The 19709-nt window shown below is 61.7% G+C and carries 19 protein-coding genes; 11 read left to right on the top strand and 8 right to left on the bottom strand.

What is annotated here, in order from left to right:
• Window positions 1-150: 150 nt before the first annotated feature.
• Window positions 151-591, bottom strand: a complete 441-nt coding sequence (locus tag ABI546_RS05205; protein ID WP_348044782.1) for a rhodanese-like domain-containing protein — start codon at window positions 589-591, stop codon at window positions 151-153.
• Window positions 592-808: 217 nt separating this feature from the next.
• Between ABI546_RS05205 and ABI546_RS05200 the strand changes: the two genes are divergently transcribed.
• From ABI546_RS05200 to icmF, 5 genes are all read left to right on the top strand, one after another.
• Window positions 809-1699, top strand: coding sequence for a PPK2 family polyphosphate kinase (locus ABI546_RS05200; protein WP_348044780.1), 891 nt, complete (start codon window positions 809-811; stop codon window positions 1697-1699).
• A 150-nt stretch (window positions 1700-1849) separates the two neighbouring features.
• Window positions 1850-2965 (top strand): TRAP transporter substrate-binding protein, encoded by a 1116-nt coding sequence (locus tag ABI546_RS05195; protein WP_348044778.1) that lies wholly within the window; start codon window positions 1850-1852, stop codon window positions 2963-2965.
• Between the two features lie 83 nt (window positions 2966-3048).
• Window positions 3049-3669 carry a TRAP transporter small permease subunit gene (locus ABI546_RS05190; RefSeq protein WP_348044776.1) on the top strand — a complete coding sequence of 207 codons (621 nt, stop codon included), beginning with the start codon at window positions 3049-3051 and terminating at the stop codon, window positions 3667-3669.
• Window positions 3666-5657: a TRAP transporter large permease subunit gene (locus tag ABI546_RS05185; protein WP_348044774.1), complete on the top strand. Its 1992-nt coding sequence runs from the start codon at window positions 3666-3668 to the stop codon at window positions 5655-5657. Before ABI546_RS05190 ends, ABI546_RS05185 begins: the two co-directional genes overlap by 4 nt.
• Window positions 5658-6041: 384 nt before the next feature.
• The gene (gene icmF / locus ABI546_RS05180; protein WP_348044772.1) at window positions 6042-9365 is read left to right on the top strand and encodes a fused isobutyryl-CoA mutase/GTPase IcmF; all 3324 of its coding nucleotides are present in this window, start codon (window positions 6042-6044) and stop codon (window positions 9363-9365) included.
• Between the two features lie 87 nt (window positions 9366-9452).
• Here the strand turns inward: icmF and ABI546_RS05175 are convergent, their stop codons facing one another.
• The 4 genes from ABI546_RS05175 to ABI546_RS05160 all read right to left on the bottom strand — a co-directional run bounded on the left by ABI546_RS05175 (window position 9453) and on the right by ABI546_RS05160 (window position 12353).
• Window positions 9453-9614: a hypothetical protein gene (locus ABI546_RS05175; RefSeq protein WP_007863796.1), complete on the bottom strand. Its 162-nt coding sequence runs from the start codon at window positions 9612-9614 to the stop codon at window positions 9453-9455.
• Between the two features lie 75 nt (window positions 9615-9689).
• Entirely contained in the window at window positions 9690-10529 is an 840-nt protein-coding gene (locus tag ABI546_RS05170) for an amidohydrolase family protein (RefSeq protein ID WP_348044770.1), read from the bottom strand.
• Window positions 10530-10533: 4 nt separating this feature from the next.
• The gene (locus tag ABI546_RS05165; protein ID WP_348044768.1) at window positions 10534-11562 is read right to left on the bottom strand and encodes a tripartite tricarboxylate transporter substrate binding protein; all 1029 of its coding nucleotides are present in this window, start codon (window positions 11560-11562) and stop codon (window positions 10534-10536) included.
• Between the two features lie 50 nt (window positions 11563-11612).
• Window positions 11613-12353, bottom strand: coding sequence for a GntR family transcriptional regulator (locus tag ABI546_RS05160; RefSeq protein WP_348044767.1), 741 nt, complete (start codon window positions 12351-12353; stop codon window positions 11613-11615).
• 581 nt (window positions 12354-12934) lie between these two features.
• Here ABI546_RS05160 and ABI546_RS05155 point away from each other — a divergent pair.
• The 4 genes from ABI546_RS05155 to ABI546_RS05140 all read left to right on the top strand — a co-directional run bounded on the left by ABI546_RS05155 (window position 12935) and on the right by ABI546_RS05140 (window position 14934).
• On the top strand, window positions 12935-13321 hold the full coding sequence (locus ABI546_RS05155) for a thioredoxin family protein (protein ID WP_348044766.1): 387 nt from the start codon (window positions 12935-12937) through the stop codon (window positions 13319-13321).
• Entirely contained in the window at window positions 13321-14049 is a 729-nt protein-coding gene (locus tag ABI546_RS05150; RefSeq protein WP_348044765.1) for a cytochrome c biogenesis CcdA family protein, read from the top strand. Before ABI546_RS05155 ends, ABI546_RS05150 begins: the two co-directional genes overlap by 1 nt.
• A gap of 104 nt (window positions 14050-14153) precedes the next feature.
• Window positions 14154-14372, top strand: coding sequence for a DUF2892 domain-containing protein (locus tag ABI546_RS05145; protein ID WP_348044764.1), 219 nt, complete (start codon window positions 14154-14156; stop codon window positions 14370-14372).
• Between the two features lie 4 nt (window positions 14373-14376).
• A complete protein-coding gene (locus tag ABI546_RS05140; protein ID WP_348044763.1) occupies window positions 14377-14934 on the top strand; it encodes a sigma-70 family RNA polymerase sigma factor in 558 nt (185 codons plus the stop codon).
• A 42-nt stretch (window positions 14935-14976) separates the two neighbouring features.
• Here the strand turns inward: ABI546_RS05140 and ABI546_RS05135 are convergent, their stop codons facing one another.
• On the bottom strand, window positions 14977-15939 hold the full coding sequence (locus ABI546_RS05135) for a tripartite tricarboxylate transporter substrate binding protein (protein WP_348044762.1): 963 nt from the start codon (window positions 15937-15939) through the stop codon (window positions 14977-14979).
• 268 nt (window positions 15940-16207) lie between these two features.
• On the opposite strand from ABI546_RS05135, the gene ABI546_RS05130 reads away from it, so the two are divergent.
• Window positions 16208-16936 (top strand): hypothetical protein, encoded by a 729-nt coding sequence (locus ABI546_RS05130; protein WP_348044761.1) that lies wholly within the window; start codon window positions 16208-16210, stop codon window positions 16934-16936.
• A gap of 170 nt (window positions 16937-17106) precedes the next feature.
• On the opposite strand, the gene ABI546_RS05125 is transcribed toward ABI546_RS05130, so the two are convergent.
• Window positions 17107-17940: an aldo/keto reductase gene (locus ABI546_RS05125; protein WP_348044759.1), complete on the bottom strand. Its 834-nt coding sequence runs from the start codon at window positions 17938-17940 to the stop codon at window positions 17107-17109.
• A gap of 162 nt (window positions 17941-18102) precedes the next feature.
• Here ABI546_RS05125 and ABI546_RS05120 point away from each other — a divergent pair, with 162 nt between their 5' ends.
• The gene (locus tag ABI546_RS05120; protein ID WP_348044757.1) at window positions 18103-18414 is read left to right on the top strand and encodes a cupin domain-containing protein; all 312 of its coding nucleotides are present in this window, start codon (window positions 18103-18105) and stop codon (window positions 18412-18414) included.
• Window positions 18415-18441: 27 nt separating this feature from the next.
• Here the strand turns inward: ABI546_RS05120 and ABI546_RS05115 are convergent, their stop codons facing one another.
• A complete protein-coding gene (locus tag ABI546_RS05115) occupies window positions 18442-19515 on the bottom strand; it encodes a DUF6352 family protein (RefSeq protein ID WP_348044755.1) in 1074 nt (357 codons plus the stop codon).
• Between the last annotated feature and the right edge of the window lie 194 nt (window positions 19516-19709).

Here is a 19709-nt window from a genome sequence, read left to right as displayed (position 1 = left end):
ACGCCTTACCCCCTGTCAGAACTGACAGGGGGCCACCGCTATCGTCAAAATAGGGGAGGCGAAAAGCGAACTATTCGCCTCATGCGCGCAGAAGTTGTAAGCGATGTACTTACAAACTATTGTTACCAAAGGTACGCAGTTTTAAGGCATTTAGCCCTGCTTCCATGGCAAACCTTGGCGACGCCATCCGCCTATATTTCCACGTTGCCCTTGCGCATCAGCATCTCCCTCGAAGCCTTCAAGGATGTTGTACGCCTCAATGCCAAGTTCGGCAGCGCGTTTGGCCGCGGCCACAGAACGCACGCCGCTACGGCACAGCAACACGGCTTTCATGCCGGCCGGCACAGCGGTTTTGAGCCCCTGGTCGAAGGCCTCATTCATCGCCATGCCCGGCCACTGCTTCCAGGCCAGCGGTACCGCGCCCGGCACATAGCCCACCCACTCGCGCTCGGCGTCGGTCCGCACGTCCACCAGCACAGCGTCGCCTGACAGCACCCATTCGTAAGCGAGCTGCGCGGAAATATCGCCGGCATACCCGGAAGCAGGCCGAATGCCGGCCGGCGAAGCGTTTGCAGATGCTGGTTTTTCCATTGGGAGCCTCTCAGGGTCAGGATGTGATCAGTGGTGTATTCAGGATGCACATCGCGTGACAACGATGCAGCCATCGAGAGACCAAAGTTTATCCGCGCGCCGCACGCCTTCTGCCAGTGAGGAAATAGCGCGCCGACACCACCAGCACCACCAGCACTCTTCCTGCGCGGGCGGCACGGCATGCACAATGCCTCTAACATGAACTGCAGGAGACCCTATGCCCCGCAACCCCGCTGAACCGCCTTCCGCGCAAGAGGCCTCGGCCGGGAAGGCCAGCCTCAAGGCACTGGCCAAGGCGCTTGCTCCCTGGCAGCCATCAACGTCAAAACCCAAGGTGTTTACGTTGGCCAGCCTTGACCCCGCGGCCAAGCCGTTCTCGACGGGGGACAAGATTCGCGACAAAGCAGCCGTTGAGATACTGGCCGCAGACATTGACGGGTTGCAAAACCTGCTTTATGCCGACAAGCGCTACAAGCTTCTTGTCATCCTGCAAGGCACCGATACCTCTGGCAAAGACGGTACCTTACGCGGCGTTTTCGGGCGCATCAGCCCCTTGGGCGTGCATACCGTCAGCTGGAAGGCGCCGATGGAAGACGAGCGCGCGCATGACTATCTATGGCGCATTCACCAGCAGATGCCGGGCGCAGGGGAACTGACGATTTTTAATCGCAGCCACTATGAAGATGTACTGGTTCCGCCCGTCAACGGTTGGATCACGCCAGCACAAACCGCGCAGCGCTTTCAGCATATCAACGACTTTGAGCGCATGCTCACGGAAACCGGCACCGTGATCCTGAAGTTCATGCTGCACATCAGCCGCGATGAACAGCGGCAGCGGCTGCAGGAGCGACTTGACGATCCCGCCAAGCACTGGAAATTCAGCGTGGGAGACCTGGAAGTTCGCAAACAGTGGCCGCAATACCAGAAGGCTTATGAAGCTTTGCTTCGTGCCACCAGCACGCCTTGGGCCCCCTGGACGGTGGTGCCTTCCGACTCCAAAACGCACCGCAACCTGATGATCGCAAACCTGGTCCGGGCGAAACTGCAAGCGCTGAAACTTCGGTTTCCTCCTGGCGACCCCGCACTTCAAAAGCTCAAGATCTCCTGAAATCCCGAACAGATTCCTGACGGCCACGCAAAAACAGTTTTGCCCCGAGAGGCGGGAATGAACTTCTGGCGTTGGTGGAAACCCTCTTTGTAAGTCTTGAGCAAGACGAAATGATGAGTGTTCTTACCTTTTCACAACAGGAGACATGTCATGACCGAGAACAAAAGCCCCCGCAGGCGCGGCCTTCTAAAGGGTGCCGCGATTGCCGCCGGCGCTATGTCCGCCCCCATGGTCGCCATGGCGCAGACAACGTCTTTCCGCTTCCAGAGCACCTGGCCTGCCAAGGATATCTTCCATGAGTACGCCAATGACTTTGCGAAAAAGGTCAATGACATGGCCGGCGGCCGATTGAAGATTGAAGTTCTGCCAGCCGGTGCCGTGGTACCGGCGTTCCAGCTGCTTGACGCCGTCAGCAAAGGAACCCTCGATGGCGGCCATGGTGTGCTCGCCTACTGGTACGGCAAAAACTCCGCGCTGGCGCTGTGGGGCTCCGGTCCGGGCTACGGCATGGACGCCAATATGGTCCTGGCCTGGCACAACTACGGGGGCGGCAAGGCCCTGGTGGATGAAATCTACAGGAGCCTGAACCTCGATGTGCAGTCCTACCTGTATGGTCCGATGCCCACACAACCGCTGGGCTGGTTCAAGAAGCCGATCGCCAAGGTCGAGGACATGAAAGGCCTGAAATTCCGCACGGTCGGCCTGGCGGTTGACATATTCACGGAAATGGGCACAGCCGTCAACCCGCTGCCCGGCGGCGAAATCGTACCGGCTCTGGACCGCGGCCTGATCGACGCCGCCGAGTTCAACAATGCCTCGAGCGACCGCGTCCTGGGCTTTCCCGACGTGGCCAAAAACTGCATGCTGCAAAGTTTCCACCAGAGCGGCGAGCAGTTCGAAATCCTGTTCAACAAGACCAAGCTGGCCGCGTTGCCCGCCGAGCAGAAAGCCATCATCGACTACGCTGTTCAGGCGGCCAGCTCCGACATGAGCTGGAAGGCCATCTCCCGCAACTCGGAAGACTACGACGCGCTGAAAAAGCAGGGCATCAAGTTCTACAAGACACCGGATGCCGTCCTGCGCGCGCAGTTGGCCGCATGGGACAAGACCATCGCCAAGAAGTCCGGCGAAAACCCCATGTTCAAAAAAGTGCTGGAGTCGCAAAAGGCTTTTGCCCAGCGCGCCGGCCAGTGGCAAAACGATTACTCCGTCGATTTCAAGATGGCGTTCAACCACTACTTTGGCCGTAACGCCAAGAAAGCCTGATCAGGCTTTGAATTGAAGGGGGGCACCCATCCCGGTGCCCCCCTTGTTTTTTTGAAGCACACAAGTCGTGCCATGGAGTTGAAATGCAATCAATTTTGTTGGCGGTGGACCGTTTTTCCACCTGGATCGGCAAAGCCTTCGCCTGGAGCGTGGTGGTCCTGACCCTGCTGATCAGCTGGGAAGTGTTCTCGCGCTATGTGCTCAACAAGCCCCATGCCTGGGTACTGGACGCGCAGATCATGCTCTACGGCACGCTCTTCATGACCGCGGGCGCCTACACCCTGAGCAAGAACGGCCACGTGCGCGGGGACGTGCTGTACGGTTTCTTGCGGCCGCGCACGCAGGCCATCATCGATCTCACGCTGTACCTGCTCTTTTTTCTGCCCGGCGTGGTCGCGCTGACCTGGGCTGGTTGGATCTATTTTCAGGAATCACTGGCTATCAACGAGCAGACTTTTTCTGCCGATGCGCTGCCGCTGTACCCCTTCAAATTCGTGATCCCGCTGGCCGGCGCCGTGCTGTTGGTGCAGGGCGTGGTGGAAATCATTCGCTGCATTGTCTGCATCCAGGCCGGGGCCTGGCCAACGCGTGAGGGCGACGTGGAAGAAGTGGACGTGGAAAAACTCAAGGAGATGGTGCACGTGAAAGATGCCGACCTGGAAGCGCTGGATCGCGACATGGCCCTCAATGAGGTCAAAAAATGAAAATACGCAAAGAACTCCGGTTCGGCCTGTCCTTCATGGCTCTGGTGGTCATAGGGGCCGGCATCATGCTGCTGAGCGTCGACAAAATCACCAACGGCCACCTCGGCCTGTTGATGTTGTCGTTGGTGGTGACAGCCATCATGCTGGGCTTCCCCACAGCCTTCACGCTGATGGGCATGGGCATGATCTTCACCTGGCTGGCCTACAACGAGAACACGACCAAAACACTGGACCTGATGGTCCAGGCAGCCTACAAAACCATGGCCAGCGACGTCCTGATCGCCATCCCGCTTTTTGTCTTCATGGGTTACCTGGTCGAAAGGGCCAACCTGATTGAAAAGCTGTTCAAGAGCCTGCACCTGGCCATGGCCCGAATACCCGGCTCACTGGCGGTCGCCACGCTGGTGACGTGCGCCATTTTTGCAACGGCCACGGGCATCGTCGGCGCCGTAGTCACCCTGATGGGGCTGCTGGCCCTGCCAGCCATGCTGCGAGCCGGATACAGCGTGCAACTGGCGGCTGGCTCCATCACGGCCGGCGGCTGCCTGGGTATCCTGATCCCGCCGTCCGTGCTGCTGATCGTTTACGGCGCCACCGCTGGCGTGTCCGTCGTGCAGCTCTACGCGGGAGCTTTTTTCCCGGGCCTGATGTTGACCGGCCTGTATATCGTTTATGTGATCGTGGTTGCCAAGCTCAAGCCGGCATGGGCCCCGCCACTGTCGGCAGCCGAGCGAATCGTCACCCTGCCGCCACTGACGCAACGCCTCACCACGGGGACATCCAGCCACGCATTGACAACCCTTGTCGGTGCCATCAAAGGCAAGCGCAACACCGACGTCCCGATCGGCCACATCCTGCGCCAGCTGGCGATTGTGGTGCTGCCTGGCCTGATCTTCCTGCTGGTTCTCGTGACCAGCTACCGGTCGGTGACGACCGTCGAAGCCGAGGAAGTCTATGACATCCAGCAGATCGGGGCGGCCAGTTCCCAGAACAGCGCCAGCGCGGAGACCGGGGGCCTTCAAGAGCCGCCCAGCGAAGGGCTGCAGGAACCTCCGGTCGAGGGGGGCCTGCAGGAGCCGCCTTCGGGCGAGGCGAAAGCGCCGACGTCCGGTGGCGTACAGGAGCCCCCGGGCGCGGCAGCAACATCCGCCGGAACACCCGCAACGGCCATTGCCGAGCCTGCGGGTGCATCGCCCGCCACGGCGGACAAGGCGCCGGCCGGTGTGACCACGCGTGCTGCGCCGACCTGGTGGTGGGTGGCCTTTGCGATCTTCGGCGCGCTGGTGACGCTGTTTTACCTGTTCCTGAGTTTCGCGCGGCTGGAAATCTTCAAGATGCTGCTGACATCCTTCTTCCCGCTGATGATTCTCATCGTCGCCGTGCTGGGCTCCATCGTGATGGGTCTGGCCACCCCGACCGAGGCTGCGGCCATGGGTGCGCTCGGAGGCTTTCTGCTGGCGGTGGCGTACAAGCGCCTGACCTTGTCCGTGTTGCAGGAGTCGGTGTTCCTGACCGCCAAGACGTCGGCCATGGTGTGCTGGCTGTTCGTCGGGTCGGCCATCTTTTCCGCGGCGTTTGCACTGCTGGGCGGACAGGAACTGGTTGAGCAGTGGGTGCTTGGCATGAACTTGAGCAAAACGCAGTTTTTGATCATGAGCCAGATCATCATCTTCATCCTGGGCTGGCCGCTGGAGTGGACAGAGATCATCGTGATCTTCATGCCCATCTTTATTCCCCTGCTCGACAACTTTGGGGTGGACCCGCTGTTTTTTGGATTGCTGGTGGCACTGAATCTGCAGACTGCCTTCCTGAGTCCACCAGTTGCCATGTCAGCGTTTTACCTCAAGGGTGTGGCACCCAAGCATGTCACGCTGAATCAGATCTTCGCGGGTATGCTGCCCTTTATGGGCATTCAGATACTGGCCATCATCCTGCTTTACCAGTTTCCGGCCATTGGCTTGTGGCTACCTCAGTTGCTGTACAAATAGTCAGCGACATTACCGGCTGACGACGAAAAAGGCGTGCAAGCCTTTTTAAAAGTGCAGCTTTTTCTGTCATGCCTGGATCCCCCAGGGAGCTTCGTGCTCGTCTTCCTGGCGCTGTCCCAGCACTTCCAGATCGACCTCATCACCTGGGGGCACGCTGTCCTGGTGACCCTGCAGGCCGGCACTTCCGGCAGACAGAAAATACCTGTGCGGTTAAACAGTTCCAGCGGCCATTAGCCCTGACCTGGCGCCCTCTTCTTCGTTGGAAGGTCAACGGCGGGCACACACTTGATCGCCTCCCGCTTACCGGCTAAGATTGACGTTTACGTAAACGTCAATTGAACAGTTCACAGACCGACGGCCCCCTGCCGCCTCCCGGAGACACCCATGACCGACATGTCCGCTGAATACAAAGCGCTCGCCAGTTACCGCCCCACCCACAAGGTGCGCTTCATCACGGCGGCCAGCCTGTTCGACGGTCATGACGCGGCCATCAACATCATGCGGCGCATCCTGCAAAGCATGGGTGCAGAAGTGATTCACCTGGGTCACAACCGCAGCGTTGACGAAGTGGTGACGGCCGCCCTGCAGGAAGACGCGCAGGGCATCGCCATCAGTTCCTACCAGGGCGGGCATGTCGAGTATTTCAAGTACATGGTCGATTTGCTCAAAAGCCGCGGCGGCGAGCACATCCAGGTCTTCGGCGGCGGCGGCGGCGTGATCGTGCCGCCCGAAATCCGCGAGCTGCATGCCTACGGCGTCACCCGCATCTACAGCCCTGAAGACGGCCAGAAGATGGGCCTGGCCGGCATGATCGGCGAAATGGTCATGCGTTGCGACAAGGATTTGACCGGCTTCGCACCCAAGAGCGTCAAGGCCATTGAGGGGCACGGCGAGATGAACTGGCGGGCACTGGCCCAGCTGATCACCGCGTTGGAAAACGGCAAGGCCGATGCCGCGCTGGTCGACAAGGTGCGCGCGCAGGCTGCTACCCGCAAAATCCCCGTGCTCGGCATCACCGGCACCGGCGGCGCCGGCAAGTCGTCGCTGACCGACGAGTTGATCCGCCGTCTGCGCCTGGACCAGAACGACAAGCTGCGCGTGGCCATTATCAGTATTGATCCTTCGCGCCGAAAAAGCGGCGGCGCTTTACTCGGTGACCGCATCCGCATGAATGCCATCAACCCCTGGACTGTTCCCCTGGCCGGGCAAAAGAATGCCGATAGCGGCCAGCGCGTGTTCATGCGTTCACTGGCCACGCGCGACTTCGGCTCCGAAATCAGTCAGGCCCTGCCTGACGTCATCGCTGCCTGCAAATGCGCGGGCTTTGATTTGATCGTGGTTGAGACCTCGGGCATAGGCCAGGGTGACGCCGCCATCGTGCCGCATGTGGACGTACCCATGTATGTGATGACGCCCGAGTTCGGGGCGGCCAGCCAGCTCGAAAAAATCGACATGCTGGACTTCGCCGAATTCATCGCCATCAACAAGTTCGACCGCAAGGGTTCCCTCGACGCCTTGCGTGACGTCTCCAAACAGGTGCAGCGCAACAAGGAAGCCTGGGGCACGCCCACCGACAAAATGCCGGTCTTCGGAACCATGGCCGCACGCTTCAACGACGACGGCGTGACGGCCCTCTACCAGGCACTCAAACCACGCCTGGCCGCGCTGGGCCTGGCGCTCGAGGGTAGCGTATTGCCCGCTGTTGATGTACGCCACAGCACCAACCAGACGCCCGTGGTGCCCGCCGCCCGCACACGCTATCTGGCCGAGATCAGCGACACGGTACGCGGCTACAAAAAGCGCGCCCGCGCGCAGGCCCAACTGGCGCGCGAAGTGCAGCAGCTCAAGGCCGCCGCCAGCATGCTGAAGATCGACAAGCCTGACCGCGCCCCTGCCGCAGAGGCTGCACTGGACCTGGCAGGCCACCGCAAGGCGCGCATGGACGCCGACGCGCGCGCTCTGCTTTCGCAATGGCCTGACATGCAAACCGCCTATGCCGGCGACGAGTACGTGGTGAAAATCCGCGACAAGGAAATCCGCACAGCGCTGACCACCAAATCCCTCTCAGGCACCACCATCCGCAAAGTGGCGCTGCCCCAGTACGAAGACCATGGCGAGATCCTCAAGTGGCTGATGCTGGACAACGTGCCCGGCAGCTATCCCTATACCGCCGGCACCTTTGCCTTCAAGCGCGAGGGTGAAGACCCGACACGCATGTTTGCCGGCGAAGGCGATCCCTTTCGCACCAACACTCGCTTCAAGCTGCTCAGCGAAGGCATGGCCGCCAAGCGCCTGTCCACCGCTTTTGATTCGGTCACGCTATACGGCAACGACCCGGCAGTGCGCCCCGACATCTACGGCAAGGTCGGCAACTCGGGTGTGTCCATCGCCACGCTAGACGACATGAAGGTGCTGTACGACGGTTTTGATTTGTGCAACCCGTCAACCTCGGTCTCCATGACCATTAACGGCCCGGCGCCGACCATCCTGGCCATGTTCATGAACACCGCCATTGACCAGAACATGGAGAAGTTCAAAAAGGACAACGGCCGCGACCCGACGGCGACCGAAGCCGCGAAGATACGCGAGTGGGTTCAGGAAAACGTGCGCGGCACGGTGCAGGCCGACATCCTGAAAGAAGACCAGGGCCAGAACACCTGCATTTTCTCAACCGAGTTCAGCCTCAAGGTCATGGGCGACATCGCCCAGTACTTCGTGCACAACCGGGTGCGCAATTTCTACAGCGTCTCCATCAGCGGCTATCACATTGCCGAGGCCGGCGCCAACCCCATCAGCCAGCTCGCCTTCACGCTGTCCAACGGCTTCACCTTCGTCGAAGCCTACCTGGCACGCGGGATGCATATCGACGACTTCGCGCCCAACCTGAGCTTCTTCTTCAGCAACGGCATGGATCCGGAATACACCGTGATGGGCCGCGTTGCGCGCCGCATCTGGGCCGTCGCAATGAAAGAAAAATACGGCGCCAACGAACGCAGCCAGAAACTCAAGTACCACATCCAGACCTCCGGCCGCAGCCTGCATGCGCAGGAAATCCAGTTCAACGACATCCGCACCACGCTGCAGGCGCTGATCGCGATTTACGACAACTGCAACTCGCTGCACACCAACGCGTTTGACGAAGCCATCACCACGCCGACCGAAGAATCGGTGCGCCGCGCCATGGCCATCCAGCTCATCATCAACCGCGAATGGGGCCTGGCCAAGAACGAAAACCCCTCACAAGGCGCCTTCATCATCGAAGAGCTGACCGAACTGCTCGAAGAAGCCGTGCTGCTGGAATTCGAACGCATAGCCGAACGCGGCGGCGTGCTAGGCGCCATGGAAACCGGCTACCAGCGCGGCCGCATCCAGGACGAGTCCATGCACTACGAGATGCTCAAGCACACCGGTGAGCTGCCCATCATCGGCGTCAACACCTTTCGCAACCCGCATGGCGATGCCGTGCAGGACAAGCTCGAGCTGGCTCGTTCTACCGAAGAAGAAAAGCAGAACCAGCTCAAGCGCCTGGACGATTTCCACCGCCGCCACGCCGCCGAATCACCCGCCATGCTCAAACGCCTTCAGCAAGCCGTGATTGAGAACCTCAATGTGTTCGAAGTTCTGATGGGAGCGGTGCGTGTCTGCTCACTGGGGCAGATCACCAACGCGCTGTTCGAGGTGGGTGGGCAGTACCGGCGCAATATGTAAGGACGTGCGCCACCTGTAGGCCAAAAAAAAGCGCCGAGGGGCGCTTTTTCTGGCCGTAGCCCAGGAGGCCACATTAGCAAAACCGGCTCAACCCTGATGGGGGCGCTTGCCTGGGTTCTTTTTGCTGCGGGTGTGCGATCCGCGCTCCAGGCTGATTTTCTGGCCGCGGCCCGTCGTGATGGTGTAGCCCTTGGGCGGAACGGGTTTAGGGGCGCAGATGTCGGCTTCGACTCTGATTTTCTTGGGCATGGAAGACTCCGGTTAAAAATGGCGTAGCCCGTGATTTTAAGCCACTCGGCGGCCCACTGCCATGGCGGGGTCCCATTAGGCATAGAGGGAAGCTGGTCCCTGCTCCCGGGCGCACTGCTTTTGGGTCGCCGTCAGCGCGCGCACCACGGGCTCCCAGGTGCTGGCATAGGCCGGCAGTGCATCCGAAGCAAAAGCCGTGTGCGGCCAGTCGGAGCCCCAGATCGTGCGCTGGCCGAACAGCCCCGCCACCTTGCGGATGGTGTCATCAAGCGCTTCATACGGTGCCTGCGCCCCCAGGCGGTACCAGCCCGAGAGCTTCACCCAGGAGCCCTGCCCGGCAAGCTGCTCCAGCGCGCGCCAGCCCGGGTGGTCAGTCGCAACGCCCGCGTGCATGCCCGCGAGGTGGTCCAGCACCGCGAGCACCGGGCAGGCGGCATGCAGGGCTGCAATCGTGGGCAAATCCTCCGGCCGGGCATACCACTGCACATGCCAGCCCAGAGCACGCAGGCGGGGCGCCAGTGCGTGAAACCGCTCTGTGGCGCTCTGCCCACCTCCTTGCTCATCAAGACGCTCGCCGACTGGAGACACCAGGTTAAAACGCACGCCACGCACCCCAATCCCATGCATGGTTCCCAGCGCCGCATCGTCAATGGACGGAGGCAACACCACCACACCACGGTGCCGCCCCTTTTTTGCAGCGAGAGCATTCAGCAGCACCGTGTTGTCGGCGCCATAAACACTGGGCTGGACCAGCACCAGATGGCCAAAACCATGGTGCCCGGCCAGCTGTTCAATGTCGGCAAGCGGCCTATGTACCGGCCGGTAATGGCCCGGTGCCACGGCTGCGCCCGCGTCAAACACGTGGACATGGCTGTCCCAGCCAGGCGCGAACGGGTCGAGTACCGATCCCTGCATCGGCTTATCCCACCGTGATCTTGCGGTCCCGGATGATGCGGCCCCATTTGAGCTGCTGCGCCTTGAGGAAAGCTTGCGTCAGTGCTTCGGGGCCGTCAGGGAAAGCCTCACCGCTCAGGCTGCGGATACGCCCCAGCACTTCAGGGTCGGCCATCGTCTTGCGGATGGCGGCGATCAATGCCGCCTTGGCCTCGGCATCAATGCCTGCAGGTGCCAGTACCGGATTCCATTCCAGCACTTCATATGCCGGCACGCCGGCCTCTTCCATGGTGGGCATGTCGATCAGCGAACGTGTGCGGCGGCGGCTGGTCACGGCCAGCGGGCGCAGGCGGCCCGACTGGATCTGTCCCAGCGAGGAAGCCACATTGGCGAAAAACAGCGGCACCTGGCCGGCCATCACGTCGTTCATGGCCGGGCCGCCGCCACGATAAGGCACGTGCACCAGTTTGACGCCAGCCAAGTCTTCAAACAAGGCTCCCGCCAGGTGCTGGGCCGAGCCGTTGCCCGACGATGCATAGGCAATTTGCCCCGGTTTGGCTTTGGCCATGCGGATCAGGTCCTTGACGCTTTTGGCTTCAAAGCCCGGCGTGCACACCAGCACATTGGGAAACTGCGCGAGCACAGCCAGCGGCGCAAAGGCCTTGTCGGTGTCGTAAGGCAGCTTGGGATACAGAGCGGGATTCACCGCGAAGGAAGAGGCATCAACCAGCAGTTGAGTGCCGTCAGGTGTGGCGCGGGCAACCAGCCCCGCAGCGATCTGCCCGCCCGCACCCGGCTTGTTGTCTACCACTACGCTCTGCCCCAGATATTCCGCCATGCGCGGCGCGATCAACCGCGCCATCAGGTCGGCCCCACCGCCAGCGGCATAGGACACGACCAGCGTGATGGGTTTGCCGCCGGCGATCTGGCCCGCGGCATGCGCCGCAAAGGCCCAGGGAGCAGCGACGGCCGCGCCCGTGGCCTGCAGCATCAGGCGGCGTGAGCGATTCAACGGCCGGCTTGCGGGGGAATGGTGGGGGGCTTGGTGTGGCATGGTTTTCTCCGAATTCGGTAATGGGTTCAGTAGTGGGTTCAGGTTCGGCTTCAAGTGATCGCGACGGTGTAGTGAAAGGCATGGGCGTCGCCCCGCGTGTAGCGCACTTCCACGCAATGGCCGGCCAGGTCGTAGGCGCAGCGCGTGACCAGCGCGCAGGGGTGGCCGGCCGATAGGGCCAGGTATTTGGCTTGCGCCGCCGTCAGCGCGCCGAAGGCGATTTCATCGACCGCGCGGGCCACATGCACGCCGCAGCGTTCGGCAAACATCGGGTAGAGCAAATCGCCCCATTGGCCGGCATCGCCCTCGGCGAGCCCGGCGAACAAGGCCAGCTGCAACCAGATTTCCTCATAGACACAGGGCTGACCTGACAGCGAGCGCACACGTTGTAAGCGCAGCGCCGTGTCGCCGCGCGCCAGGCCCAGGCGGCGCGCCACTTCGGCGGGCGCGACCAGCAGCTGGCGCGAGACGATGCGCGAAACCGGCACCTCGCCAGTGCCCTCGCCAAAACGGAAGAAGCGCATCATGGTGCCGCCCGTCATGCCGGCGCGTACAAAAGTGCCGCGGCCGTGGATGCGTTCAATCAGCCCCCCGTCGGCCAGCAGTTCCAGCGCGCGGCGCAGCGTGCCCAGCGCCACGCCGTGCTCGGCGGCCAGGGTCTGCTCGGCCGGCAGCGCGCTGCCCGGCGGCCATTCACCCGCCACCACCCGCGCGCGCAAGGCGGCGGCCAGCGCGGCATAACGGCTTTGGCCCGGTTCGGCGGGCACCACGGCGAGGGTAGACGTCTTCATGATTGATCTAGTCCTATAGATGACTAGATCATCTCATAAGCTTGTTGACGCATTACCAAGGGTTTTCACGGACAAGCGAATCAGTCGTGTTCAGGGCCACACCGCCTGCGAAAGGGGATCTGACTTCCTGCCAATTCCGGACGCCCGCTAGTCAACACCGCCTCCCATCACACCGGATCTCCCGTTAAGGACGAGACCTTCGCATCAATGTCGATAGCCTGCGTGGAGAGCACCTCAAGCGATTCGGCGTCCAGAACTTTGTCCCCCGCAAAGGCGCGAAGAGTTGAGTCCCGGGCGTTGCGTGGATAGACGAGGTTGCGAAGCGCATTCCCGGGAACAAAGAAGCCTCGATGGGCCAGATCGATTAGCGTTTCCTGAAAAAAGTGCCGTTGACATGTAAGAAGGCACCACCAAACCTGACTAATTAAAAATATTCAGTGCCGTGCGAACCGTTTGGGTCCTGCCGCCCCTCTTGGTAGGGAATTAAACCCAAAGGAAGCCTCACAGCCTATGTGCAAACGCTGCAAAAAAACTTCAGACCTCCCCGTCAACCTTCCCCTTAACCACCCAGGAGACTTCCCATGAAACTCGTCAAAGCCGTTCTCGCCGTCGCTCTCGCCGCTCTGGCATCCATCGCCGTGGCCGGAGACATCAAGCCGTTCACCCAGCAGGAATTCGACCAGCTGACCAAGGCCGGCAAACCGGTGGTGCTCGACATCAGCGCGCCCTGGTGCCCCACCTGCAAGCAGCAAAAACCCATCATTGACGGCTTGATGAAGCAGCCCGCCTACAAGGACGTGACGCTGATGACCATCGATTTCGACACGGCCAAACCCACACTCAAGGCCTTCAAGGTCAACATGCAGAGTACGCTGGTTGCCTTCAGGGGCGAAAAGGAAGTGGGCCGCTCCGTCGGCGACACCTCACCCGCAGGCCTTGAGGGCCTCATTCAAAAGACGGTGAACTGATGGAGTTCGGGCCCGGCTCTTACGGATTTGGTTTTTTGGCCGGGCTGCTCTCGACGCTTTCCCCCTGCGTGCTGCCCATCATTCCGATCCTGCTGGGCTCGGCCACCAACGCCCACCCCAGGGCGCCGCTGGCGCTCGCCGGCGGGCTGGCCCTGTCGTATGCCGTCATTGGCACTGCGCTCGCATGGGCAGGCTCTGCGCTGGGGCTGGACACCTCCATTTTCAGAGGCGTAGGCGCGGCCATCCTGGGTTTGCTCGGCCTGGTATTGATGTCTGGCGGGCTTCAGCAGCGGTTTGCATCGGCCACCTCCAGCATTGGGGATGCCGGCAACAACCTCATTTCGCGCATGCACCTGGACGGCCTCCGGGGCCAGTTTGCGATCGGCCTGGTGCTGGGCGTGGTGTGGAGCCCTTGCGTCGGGCCCACACTGGGCGCAGCCGTGGTGCTCGCCAGCCAGGGCTCACAACTGCCGCAGGTTGCCACGCTGATGGGCATTTTCGGCTTGGGCGCAGCGCTGCCCGTTGTCGTGCTGGCGTACGTCTCGCGCGGCGCCATGCTCAGAATGCGGGGCAAGCTGATGCAGGCGGGCAAGACCGGCAAGATGATCCTGGGGGCCATCATGGTCGCGCTTTCGGTGCTGATCCTGACCGGGGCCGACAAGCCCATCGAAACATGGCTGGTCGATCAGTCACCCGCCTGGCTCACGCAGCTGACGACCCGGTTTTAGGGCCTGTTCACAAAATATTCTTGCTGCCGCGAACCGTTCAGCCGGGCTGGGCCCTCTTGGTTGATGGAGAGGGTCCTCAACACAACCGGTTCAAAGGAGTTCATATGTTCTACGTCAAAAATGTCCCCGCCTGGGAGCGCATACTTCGGGTCCTGATCGGCATGGCAGGCCTGGCCTTCGCCGCCATGAACTGGGGCGCGTCCGGCATAGCCGTCGCTGGCGTCATTGTGGGCGTCATGGGTGCGATGCTGGCGATGACGGGATTGTTCGGCTTTTGCCCAATGTGCGCGCTGGTCGGCCGAAAACTCGACAAGAAGGGTTAAACCCATGGCAACCAGTGCAGCCGATCGCAACAACCTGATCCTCGCCGCCCAGACGGGCGACCAGGCCGCGATCGGCCGCCTGCTGGCCGTCTGCCAGGCCGATGCGCGCCGCTATGCCTACAGGCACTGCCGGGTCAGCGACGTGGACGACGCGGTGCAGGAGTCCCTGCTGATCATTTCCCGCAAGGTCAAGGGGCTCAAGGCAGCCGCCGCCTTTTCGGGATGGCTGTTTACCATCATCAGGCGCGAGTGCCGAAAACTTGAGCGCATGATGTTCAAAACCGACGCCCTGGACGAAGACCTGGCCGAACATCAGATTCTTTGCAGAACCGACAACGACCTGCGGATCGACCTGGCCGCCGCGCTCGAATCGCTGCCCGCGCACTACCTCGAAGTTGTGCTGCTACGTGACTTTGAAGAACTCACCATCGCAGAGATAGCCGGGCGCCTTGGCGAGCAGCACGGCGCCGTCAAAAGCCGCCTGCACCGCGCCCGCGAGCTGGTACGCGAATACATGCTGGGCGTTGACACCCCCACAAAAAAGCCCGCCGGGCGTTTGTGATCCGCGAAGATCGCCCCACCCCGCGGGCTCAGGCCATGCGAATTATTCGATGGTCGCGCCAGAGGCCTTGACGATGTCTTTCCACTTCGCGTAATCGGTCTTGAGCAGCGTCGAGAACTGGTCGGGTGTCATGTTCTGCACTTCGGCACCTTGGGCATGGATGGCTGCCTTCATCTCGTTGGTGGCCAGCAGCTTGTTGACCTCGGCATTGACCGTGGCCACGATTTCCTTGGGCGTTGCCGCAGGCATGAAGAGGCCGTACCAGGTGCTGACATCAAAGTCCTTGTAGCCCAGTTCAGCCACGGTAGGAATATCAGGCAACGAGGTGCTGCGGCGGGCCGACGTGACAGCCAGCGGGCGAAGCTTGCCCGCCTTGATCTGGCTGATGGCAGACGGCAGGGACGAGACCATCAGGTCCACGTTGCCGGCCAGCACATCCATCATGGCCGGGTTCGAGCCCTTGTAAGGTACGTGGCGCAATTTGATATTGGCCGCACCGTTGAAGATTTCACCCGCCAGGTGAATGGTCGTCCCGTTGCCGGGCGAGCCGTAGGTGATGGTGTCCGGTGCGGCCTTGGCCGCTGCCACCACATCGGCCAGCGTCTTGAAGCGCGACTGCACACCGGTGACGATGACCACGGGCGTATAGGCCACATGGGCGACGGCGACCAGGTCCTTGGTCGGGTCATAGCTGAGGTTCTTGTACAGCCACGGCGCAACAACCAGGTTGTCTTTCTGGCCCATGACCATCTCATAGCCCGTCGGGGCAGCGCGCACAGCCTCGGCGATGCCGATGGTGCCGCCGGCACCACCGCGGTTGTCGGGTATCACGTTCCATTTGCTCGCCTCGGTCAGCTTGGTGGCTACCAGGCGCGACAGGATGTCCGTGCCGCCGCCGGGTGGGAACGGAACAATCAGGCGGATCGGCTTGACGGGATACGTTTGGGCCTGCGCGGCGCACAACATGAGCGCGAGGGCCATGAAAGACAGGAATTTTCGAAGCATCGGGAAAGGTCTCCTTGTGGGGCTTGCAAGCATAAGGCGAATAAAAGATGCGCCTGGGTGCAGCCGGTTTGACCTTCGATTTTATTCGCCGCCCTGCTCACGCAACATGGCGATGCAGCATGGCCGACCGCGATCCGCGGGGACCGACGTCTCAACCGGCGATGGCCCACACCCTCTCTGGAACTCCCGTAACGGCGCCATACGCTACCCGGCGCCGCCATTCAAGCGACGCTTATCATCAGGCTTTCAAAAATTAGGGGGGCCTTGCATGTCATCAAACTCTTCCGCTACGCCATCCATGGTGCGCACCGGCGCCAAAGCCGGTGTGGCGTTTGCCGGTTCCGTCGCCATGGGTGGTTTGCTGGCTTTTCTGCTGGGTGGTGGTGTGTTCTTTTTCTACCTGAGCCGGCTGTCGGGCCCTGGCATGCCCGCCGCGGCGCACGCGGGCGGCGCGGGTGCCGTCCTCGCCGTGCTGTTTTCACCGCCATTGCTGGTCAGCATGCTGCTGCTGGCCTTTGTGCCGATCTACCTGATGCTGGGTGTGGCGCGCGGCCGCAGCCGAGCCATCCAGCAAGTCGTGACGGGTCACGGAGAAGCCATATCGCAACGGCTGACGGACGCGATTGCCGGGCGTATTGAGGCCATGCCGCGAACCAAAGGCGCGCTGGAGCGGGTGTCGGAGGCGCTGTCGGTCGAGGCCATCGGTCAGCAATTGGCGCCTGTGTTGGGCAACGGCCGGGCCGTGCGCGGCATGATCAATTTTGCGGTGAACCGTCTGCCGATGGCAGACCTGATGGCGCAGTGGCAGCAGAACCGCGCAGCGGAAGGCGCCGCTGCACCCGCGCCCGGCACGCCTGACCCCGTGTTGCGCGGACTGCTCACGCAGCGCATTGGCGAGACGCTGCAGGACGCCGCCACACCTTCCAGCAAGCCGCTCTACATTGCAATGGCCGTTCAGGCGGCCTTGCTGGCGGTAGGGATGTGGCTGACGCGCTGACTCCGTCGACTAGTGTGGTGTTGCATGCTTGATGGAACAAATAAAAGCGATGGATTTTGAGTCAGGGCAAGGCGCAAACCACAGCCATAGTTCCACTATGGCGAGTATTTGCAACGCAGCCATGGCCCGAAAGACGCGCTTTTATGTTCCAGATAGCGTGCAGCACCACACTAGATCATCTCCAGCGAAGTTGCACGGGCAGGCGGTTTGAACAGCGCGTCCAGTTCGGCCAGTTGTTCGCCGCTGAACTGGACCTGCGCCGCTGCAACGTTCTCCCGCAGCCGATCCGGATGGCTGGTCTTGGGGATGGCGATAACGCCGTCCTGCGCCAGCACCCAGGCCAACGCCACGTGAGCGGGCGGCATGCCGTGGCGTGCGGCGAAGCGGGTAAGACCAGCGTGGCGCAGCAGTCGTGCCTGCTCGATCGGTGAGTACGCCATGACCGGCACGCTGCGCTCGCGCTGCCACGGCAGCAAGTCCCACTCGATGCCGCGGCGCGTGAGGTTGTAAAGCAGCTGGTTGGTCTGCACGCCCTGCCCGCCAGGGACTTTCCACAGCTCCTGCATGTCTGACAGATCGAGGTTGCTCACGCCGTAGTGCCGGATCTTCCCGGCCTTTTGCAAGGCCATGAAGGCCTGCATGGTTTCAGCCAACGGCACCGAGCCGCGCCAGTGCAAGAGATACAGATCAATGCGGTCGGTGCGCAAGCGGCGCAGGCTGCGTTCGCAAGCGGCCACCACGCCGGCCTTCGAGGCATTGTGCGGATACACCTTGGTCACGATGAAAGCCTCGTCGCGCCTTCCCTGGAGCGCTTCGCCGACCAGCTCTTCGGACAGGCCTTCGCCGTACATTTCCGCGGTATCGACCAGCTTGCAGCCCAAATCCAGGCCCAGCCGCACGGTCGCGAGCTCGTCGGCGCGGCGCGCCGATGCATCGCCCATGTTCCAGGTGCCCATGCCCAGGGCGGGGACGGCTTCGCCGCACGGGAGCAAGACGGTCTTCATGAAGAACATCTTAGCGCCGTGCTTTCCGGAAAGCCGCGCATTCCAGTGATGCGTGAAGGGAATCAATCCCGCTCGAAGAAATCATGTCTCGCGCCGCTCCGCGACGTAGCATGGCTTGGCCTTGTCAAACAGGCACAAGCTCACGATGCGACAGGAGTACACATGAAGATCATTCGAAGCAAGGACTTCACCGCCGAACGCGCCTGGGGCGCAATGACGGTGGCCAATATGCAGGGCATCACCACCCGGCTGCACTGGACGGACAAGCCCTACAAGTGGCACATCAACGAAGGTGAAGAGGTGTTTGCCGTTCTTGATGGCCGTGTCGAGATGCGCTACCGCGACGAATGCGGCCAATGCTCGGTCATGCTGGAGACCGGCGATATTTTCTTTGCGAGCACCGGCACCGAGCATGTGGCGCGCCCGGTCGGCGAAGCCCGCATCCTCGTGGTCGAAGTGGAAGGCAGCGACTAGCCCTCAGCCCCCTGCCTAGTGACCTGCCTACTGAAGCGCGCCGGGCAAGGGCAGGTTCACCAGCAGGTTCTGGGGTTTCAGCCTGACAACGCCTTCCGCGTTCATCATCAGCCCCAGGTACACCGGCTTGCCCGCCACGTCGGCACGCATTTCCCGCGGGTTGGCAAACTCCAGGTGAAACAGGCTGACCAGGCGCTGCAGGCGATCGGGCGCCACCTCGCGTCCTTCATACAGGTCATTGAGCAAGGCAGTGGACTCCGTGTCCAGCCCGACGTGCCAGCGCCACGTTTCATCGTTGATTTTCTGCACCGGCCGGATGGCAACATCAACACCCAGAAAATGCTTCACCCACTTCTGCAACACGCCGGCCAGCGCCTTGAGGCCCGAGCGGGCGCGCACCATGGTGAAGACCAGGCCGTGACTCAGGTCGTTGCTGACTTCGTGTGTCAGATCGAGCAGAAAACGGTGCCGGCCGGCCTTCTCCCAATAAGCGAACGCGTTGTCATCATTGAGCACCTGCAGCTCGACCACCGGCACCGGTGCGCCGGCTTCGGCGAGAAAGCGGCCGAAGTCACCGACGCCGCCGGTCTGCTGAAACATGTCAACCACTTCAAGGTCGCCGCTCAGCACCTGGCCGTCCTGCGTGCTGATGCGCTGCGGACGAAACAACATTTCAGCCGCGCGCATTTCATAAGCGTCGGCCGAGGCATCGAGCAGCCCGTGAACGATGGCCTGGGCAACCAGGTCGATGAACAAGGGCGGGATGTCGATGCGGCCCGTTCCGTCCTGCGGAAACAGACCGAGGTAGTAGGCCTCCAGGGTGCCGGCGGCCAGCAGACCATCGCGAAAGCGCAGAAACAGCGTGTAGTTGTCCCGCGCGTCCGCGTCCTTGAAGTCCTGCAATTCGGCGGCCGCCACCGGCCTTGATGGAGAGCCCGAGAGGCCGGCATGCAGGGCGCGCTCGGCTTCGCATGATTCGGGAACGAGTGCAAGCTCAGGCCGCGCGAGATAAAGCCGCAGGTAGTCGTCAGTAGGAACGAGCCAGCCGCGTGGGTTGCGCTGGAGCCGGGAAACACCGATCAAAGGCCAGAAATCTTGCATGGTGCAATCGTCTCATATTGCACACGGCACTTTCCCCTCCAAAACGGATGCTCCTTTTTTAATAGCTGGTTGCACGCGTCGGTATTGGCCTGCAGGCCATTTTTATTTAAAAAGAAGATGGGGCGCCGTGCAACCCGCCAGCAGGCATTACATCCCGTTTCATTCCACTCGCTCAAGTCGCAATCTTTACCACC

The sequence above is a fragment of the Polaromonas sp. genome (assembly GCF_039932935.1).
GTDB lineage: Bacteria > Pseudomonadota > Gammaproteobacteria > Burkholderiales > Burkholderiaceae_C > Polaromonas.
Note: the sequence above shows the minus strand (reverse complement) of the source record. Positions and strands in the feature narration are given on the sequence as shown.

Excerpts from the sequence above, each read along its gene's own strand:
- ABI546_RS05125 (WP_348044759.1), bottom strand. The coding sequence starts at position 17,940 with ATGAAGACCGTCTTGCTCCCGTGCGGCGAAGCCGTCCCCGCCCTGGGC.
- ABI546_RS05200 (WP_348044780.1), top strand. The coding sequence starts at position 809 with ATGCCCCGCAACCCCGCTGAACCGCCTTCCGCGCAAGAGGCCTCGGCC.
- ABI546_RS05130 (WP_348044761.1), top strand. The coding sequence starts at position 16,208 with ATGTCATCAAACTCTTCCGCTACGCCATCCATGGTGCGCACCGGCGCC.
- icmF (WP_348044772.1), top strand. The coding sequence starts at position 6,042 with ATGACCGACATGTCCGCTGAATACAAAGCGCTCGCCAGTTACCGCCCC.
- ABI546_RS05190 (WP_348044776.1), top strand. The coding sequence starts at position 3,049 with ATGCAATCAATTTTGTTGGCGGTGGACCGTTTTTCCACCTGGATCGGC.
- ABI546_RS05155 (WP_348044766.1), top strand. The coding sequence starts at position 12,935 with ATGAAACTCGTCAAAGCCGTTCTCGCCGTCGCTCTCGCCGCTCTGGCA.
- ABI546_RS05170 (WP_348044770.1), bottom strand. The coding sequence starts at position 10,529 with ATGCAGGGATCGGTACTCGACCCGTTCGCGCCTGGCTGGGACAGCCAT.
- ABI546_RS05205 (WP_348044782.1), bottom strand. The coding sequence starts at position 591 with ATGGAAAAACCAGCATCTGCAAACGCTTCGCCGGCCGGCATTCGGCCT.
- ABI546_RS05195 (WP_348044778.1), top strand. The coding sequence starts at position 1,850 with ATGACCGAGAACAAAAGCCCCCGCAGGCGCGGCCTTCTAAAGGGTGCC.
- ABI546_RS05120 (WP_348044757.1), top strand. The coding sequence starts at position 18,103 with ATGAAGATCATTCGAAGCAAGGACTTCACCGCCGAACGCGCCTGGGGC.
- ABI546_RS05115 (WP_348044755.1), bottom strand. The coding sequence starts at position 19,515 with ATGCAAGATTTCTGGCCTTTGATCGGTGTTTCCCGGCTCCAGCGCAAC.
- ABI546_RS05160 (WP_348044767.1), bottom strand. The coding sequence starts at position 12,353 with ATGAAGACGTCTACCCTCGCCGTGGTGCCCGCCGAACCGGGCCAAAGC.
- ABI546_RS05135 (WP_348044762.1), bottom strand. The coding sequence starts at position 15,939 with ATGCTTCGAAAATTCCTGTCTTTCATGGCCCTCGCGCTCATGTTGTGC.
- ABI546_RS05145 (WP_348044764.1), top strand. The coding sequence starts at position 14,154 with ATGTTCTACGTCAAAAATGTCCCCGCCTGGGAGCGCATACTTCGGGTC.
- ABI546_RS05185 (WP_348044774.1), top strand. The coding sequence starts at position 3,666 with ATGAAAATACGCAAAGAACTCCGGTTCGGCCTGTCCTTCATGGCTCTG.
- ABI546_RS05140 (WP_348044763.1), top strand. The coding sequence starts at position 14,377 with ATGGCAACCAGTGCAGCCGATCGCAACAACCTGATCCTCGCCGCCCAG.
- ABI546_RS05175 (WP_007863796.1), bottom strand. The coding sequence starts at position 9,614 with ATGCCCAAGAAAATCAGAGTCGAAGCCGACATCTGCGCCCCTAAACCC.
- ABI546_RS05150 (WP_348044765.1), top strand. The coding sequence starts at position 13,321 with ATGGAGTTCGGGCCCGGCTCTTACGGATTTGGTTTTTTGGCCGGGCTG.
- ABI546_RS05165 (WP_348044768.1), bottom strand. The coding sequence starts at position 11,562 with ATGCCACACCAAGCCCCCCACCATTCCCCCGCAAGCCGGCCGTTGAAT.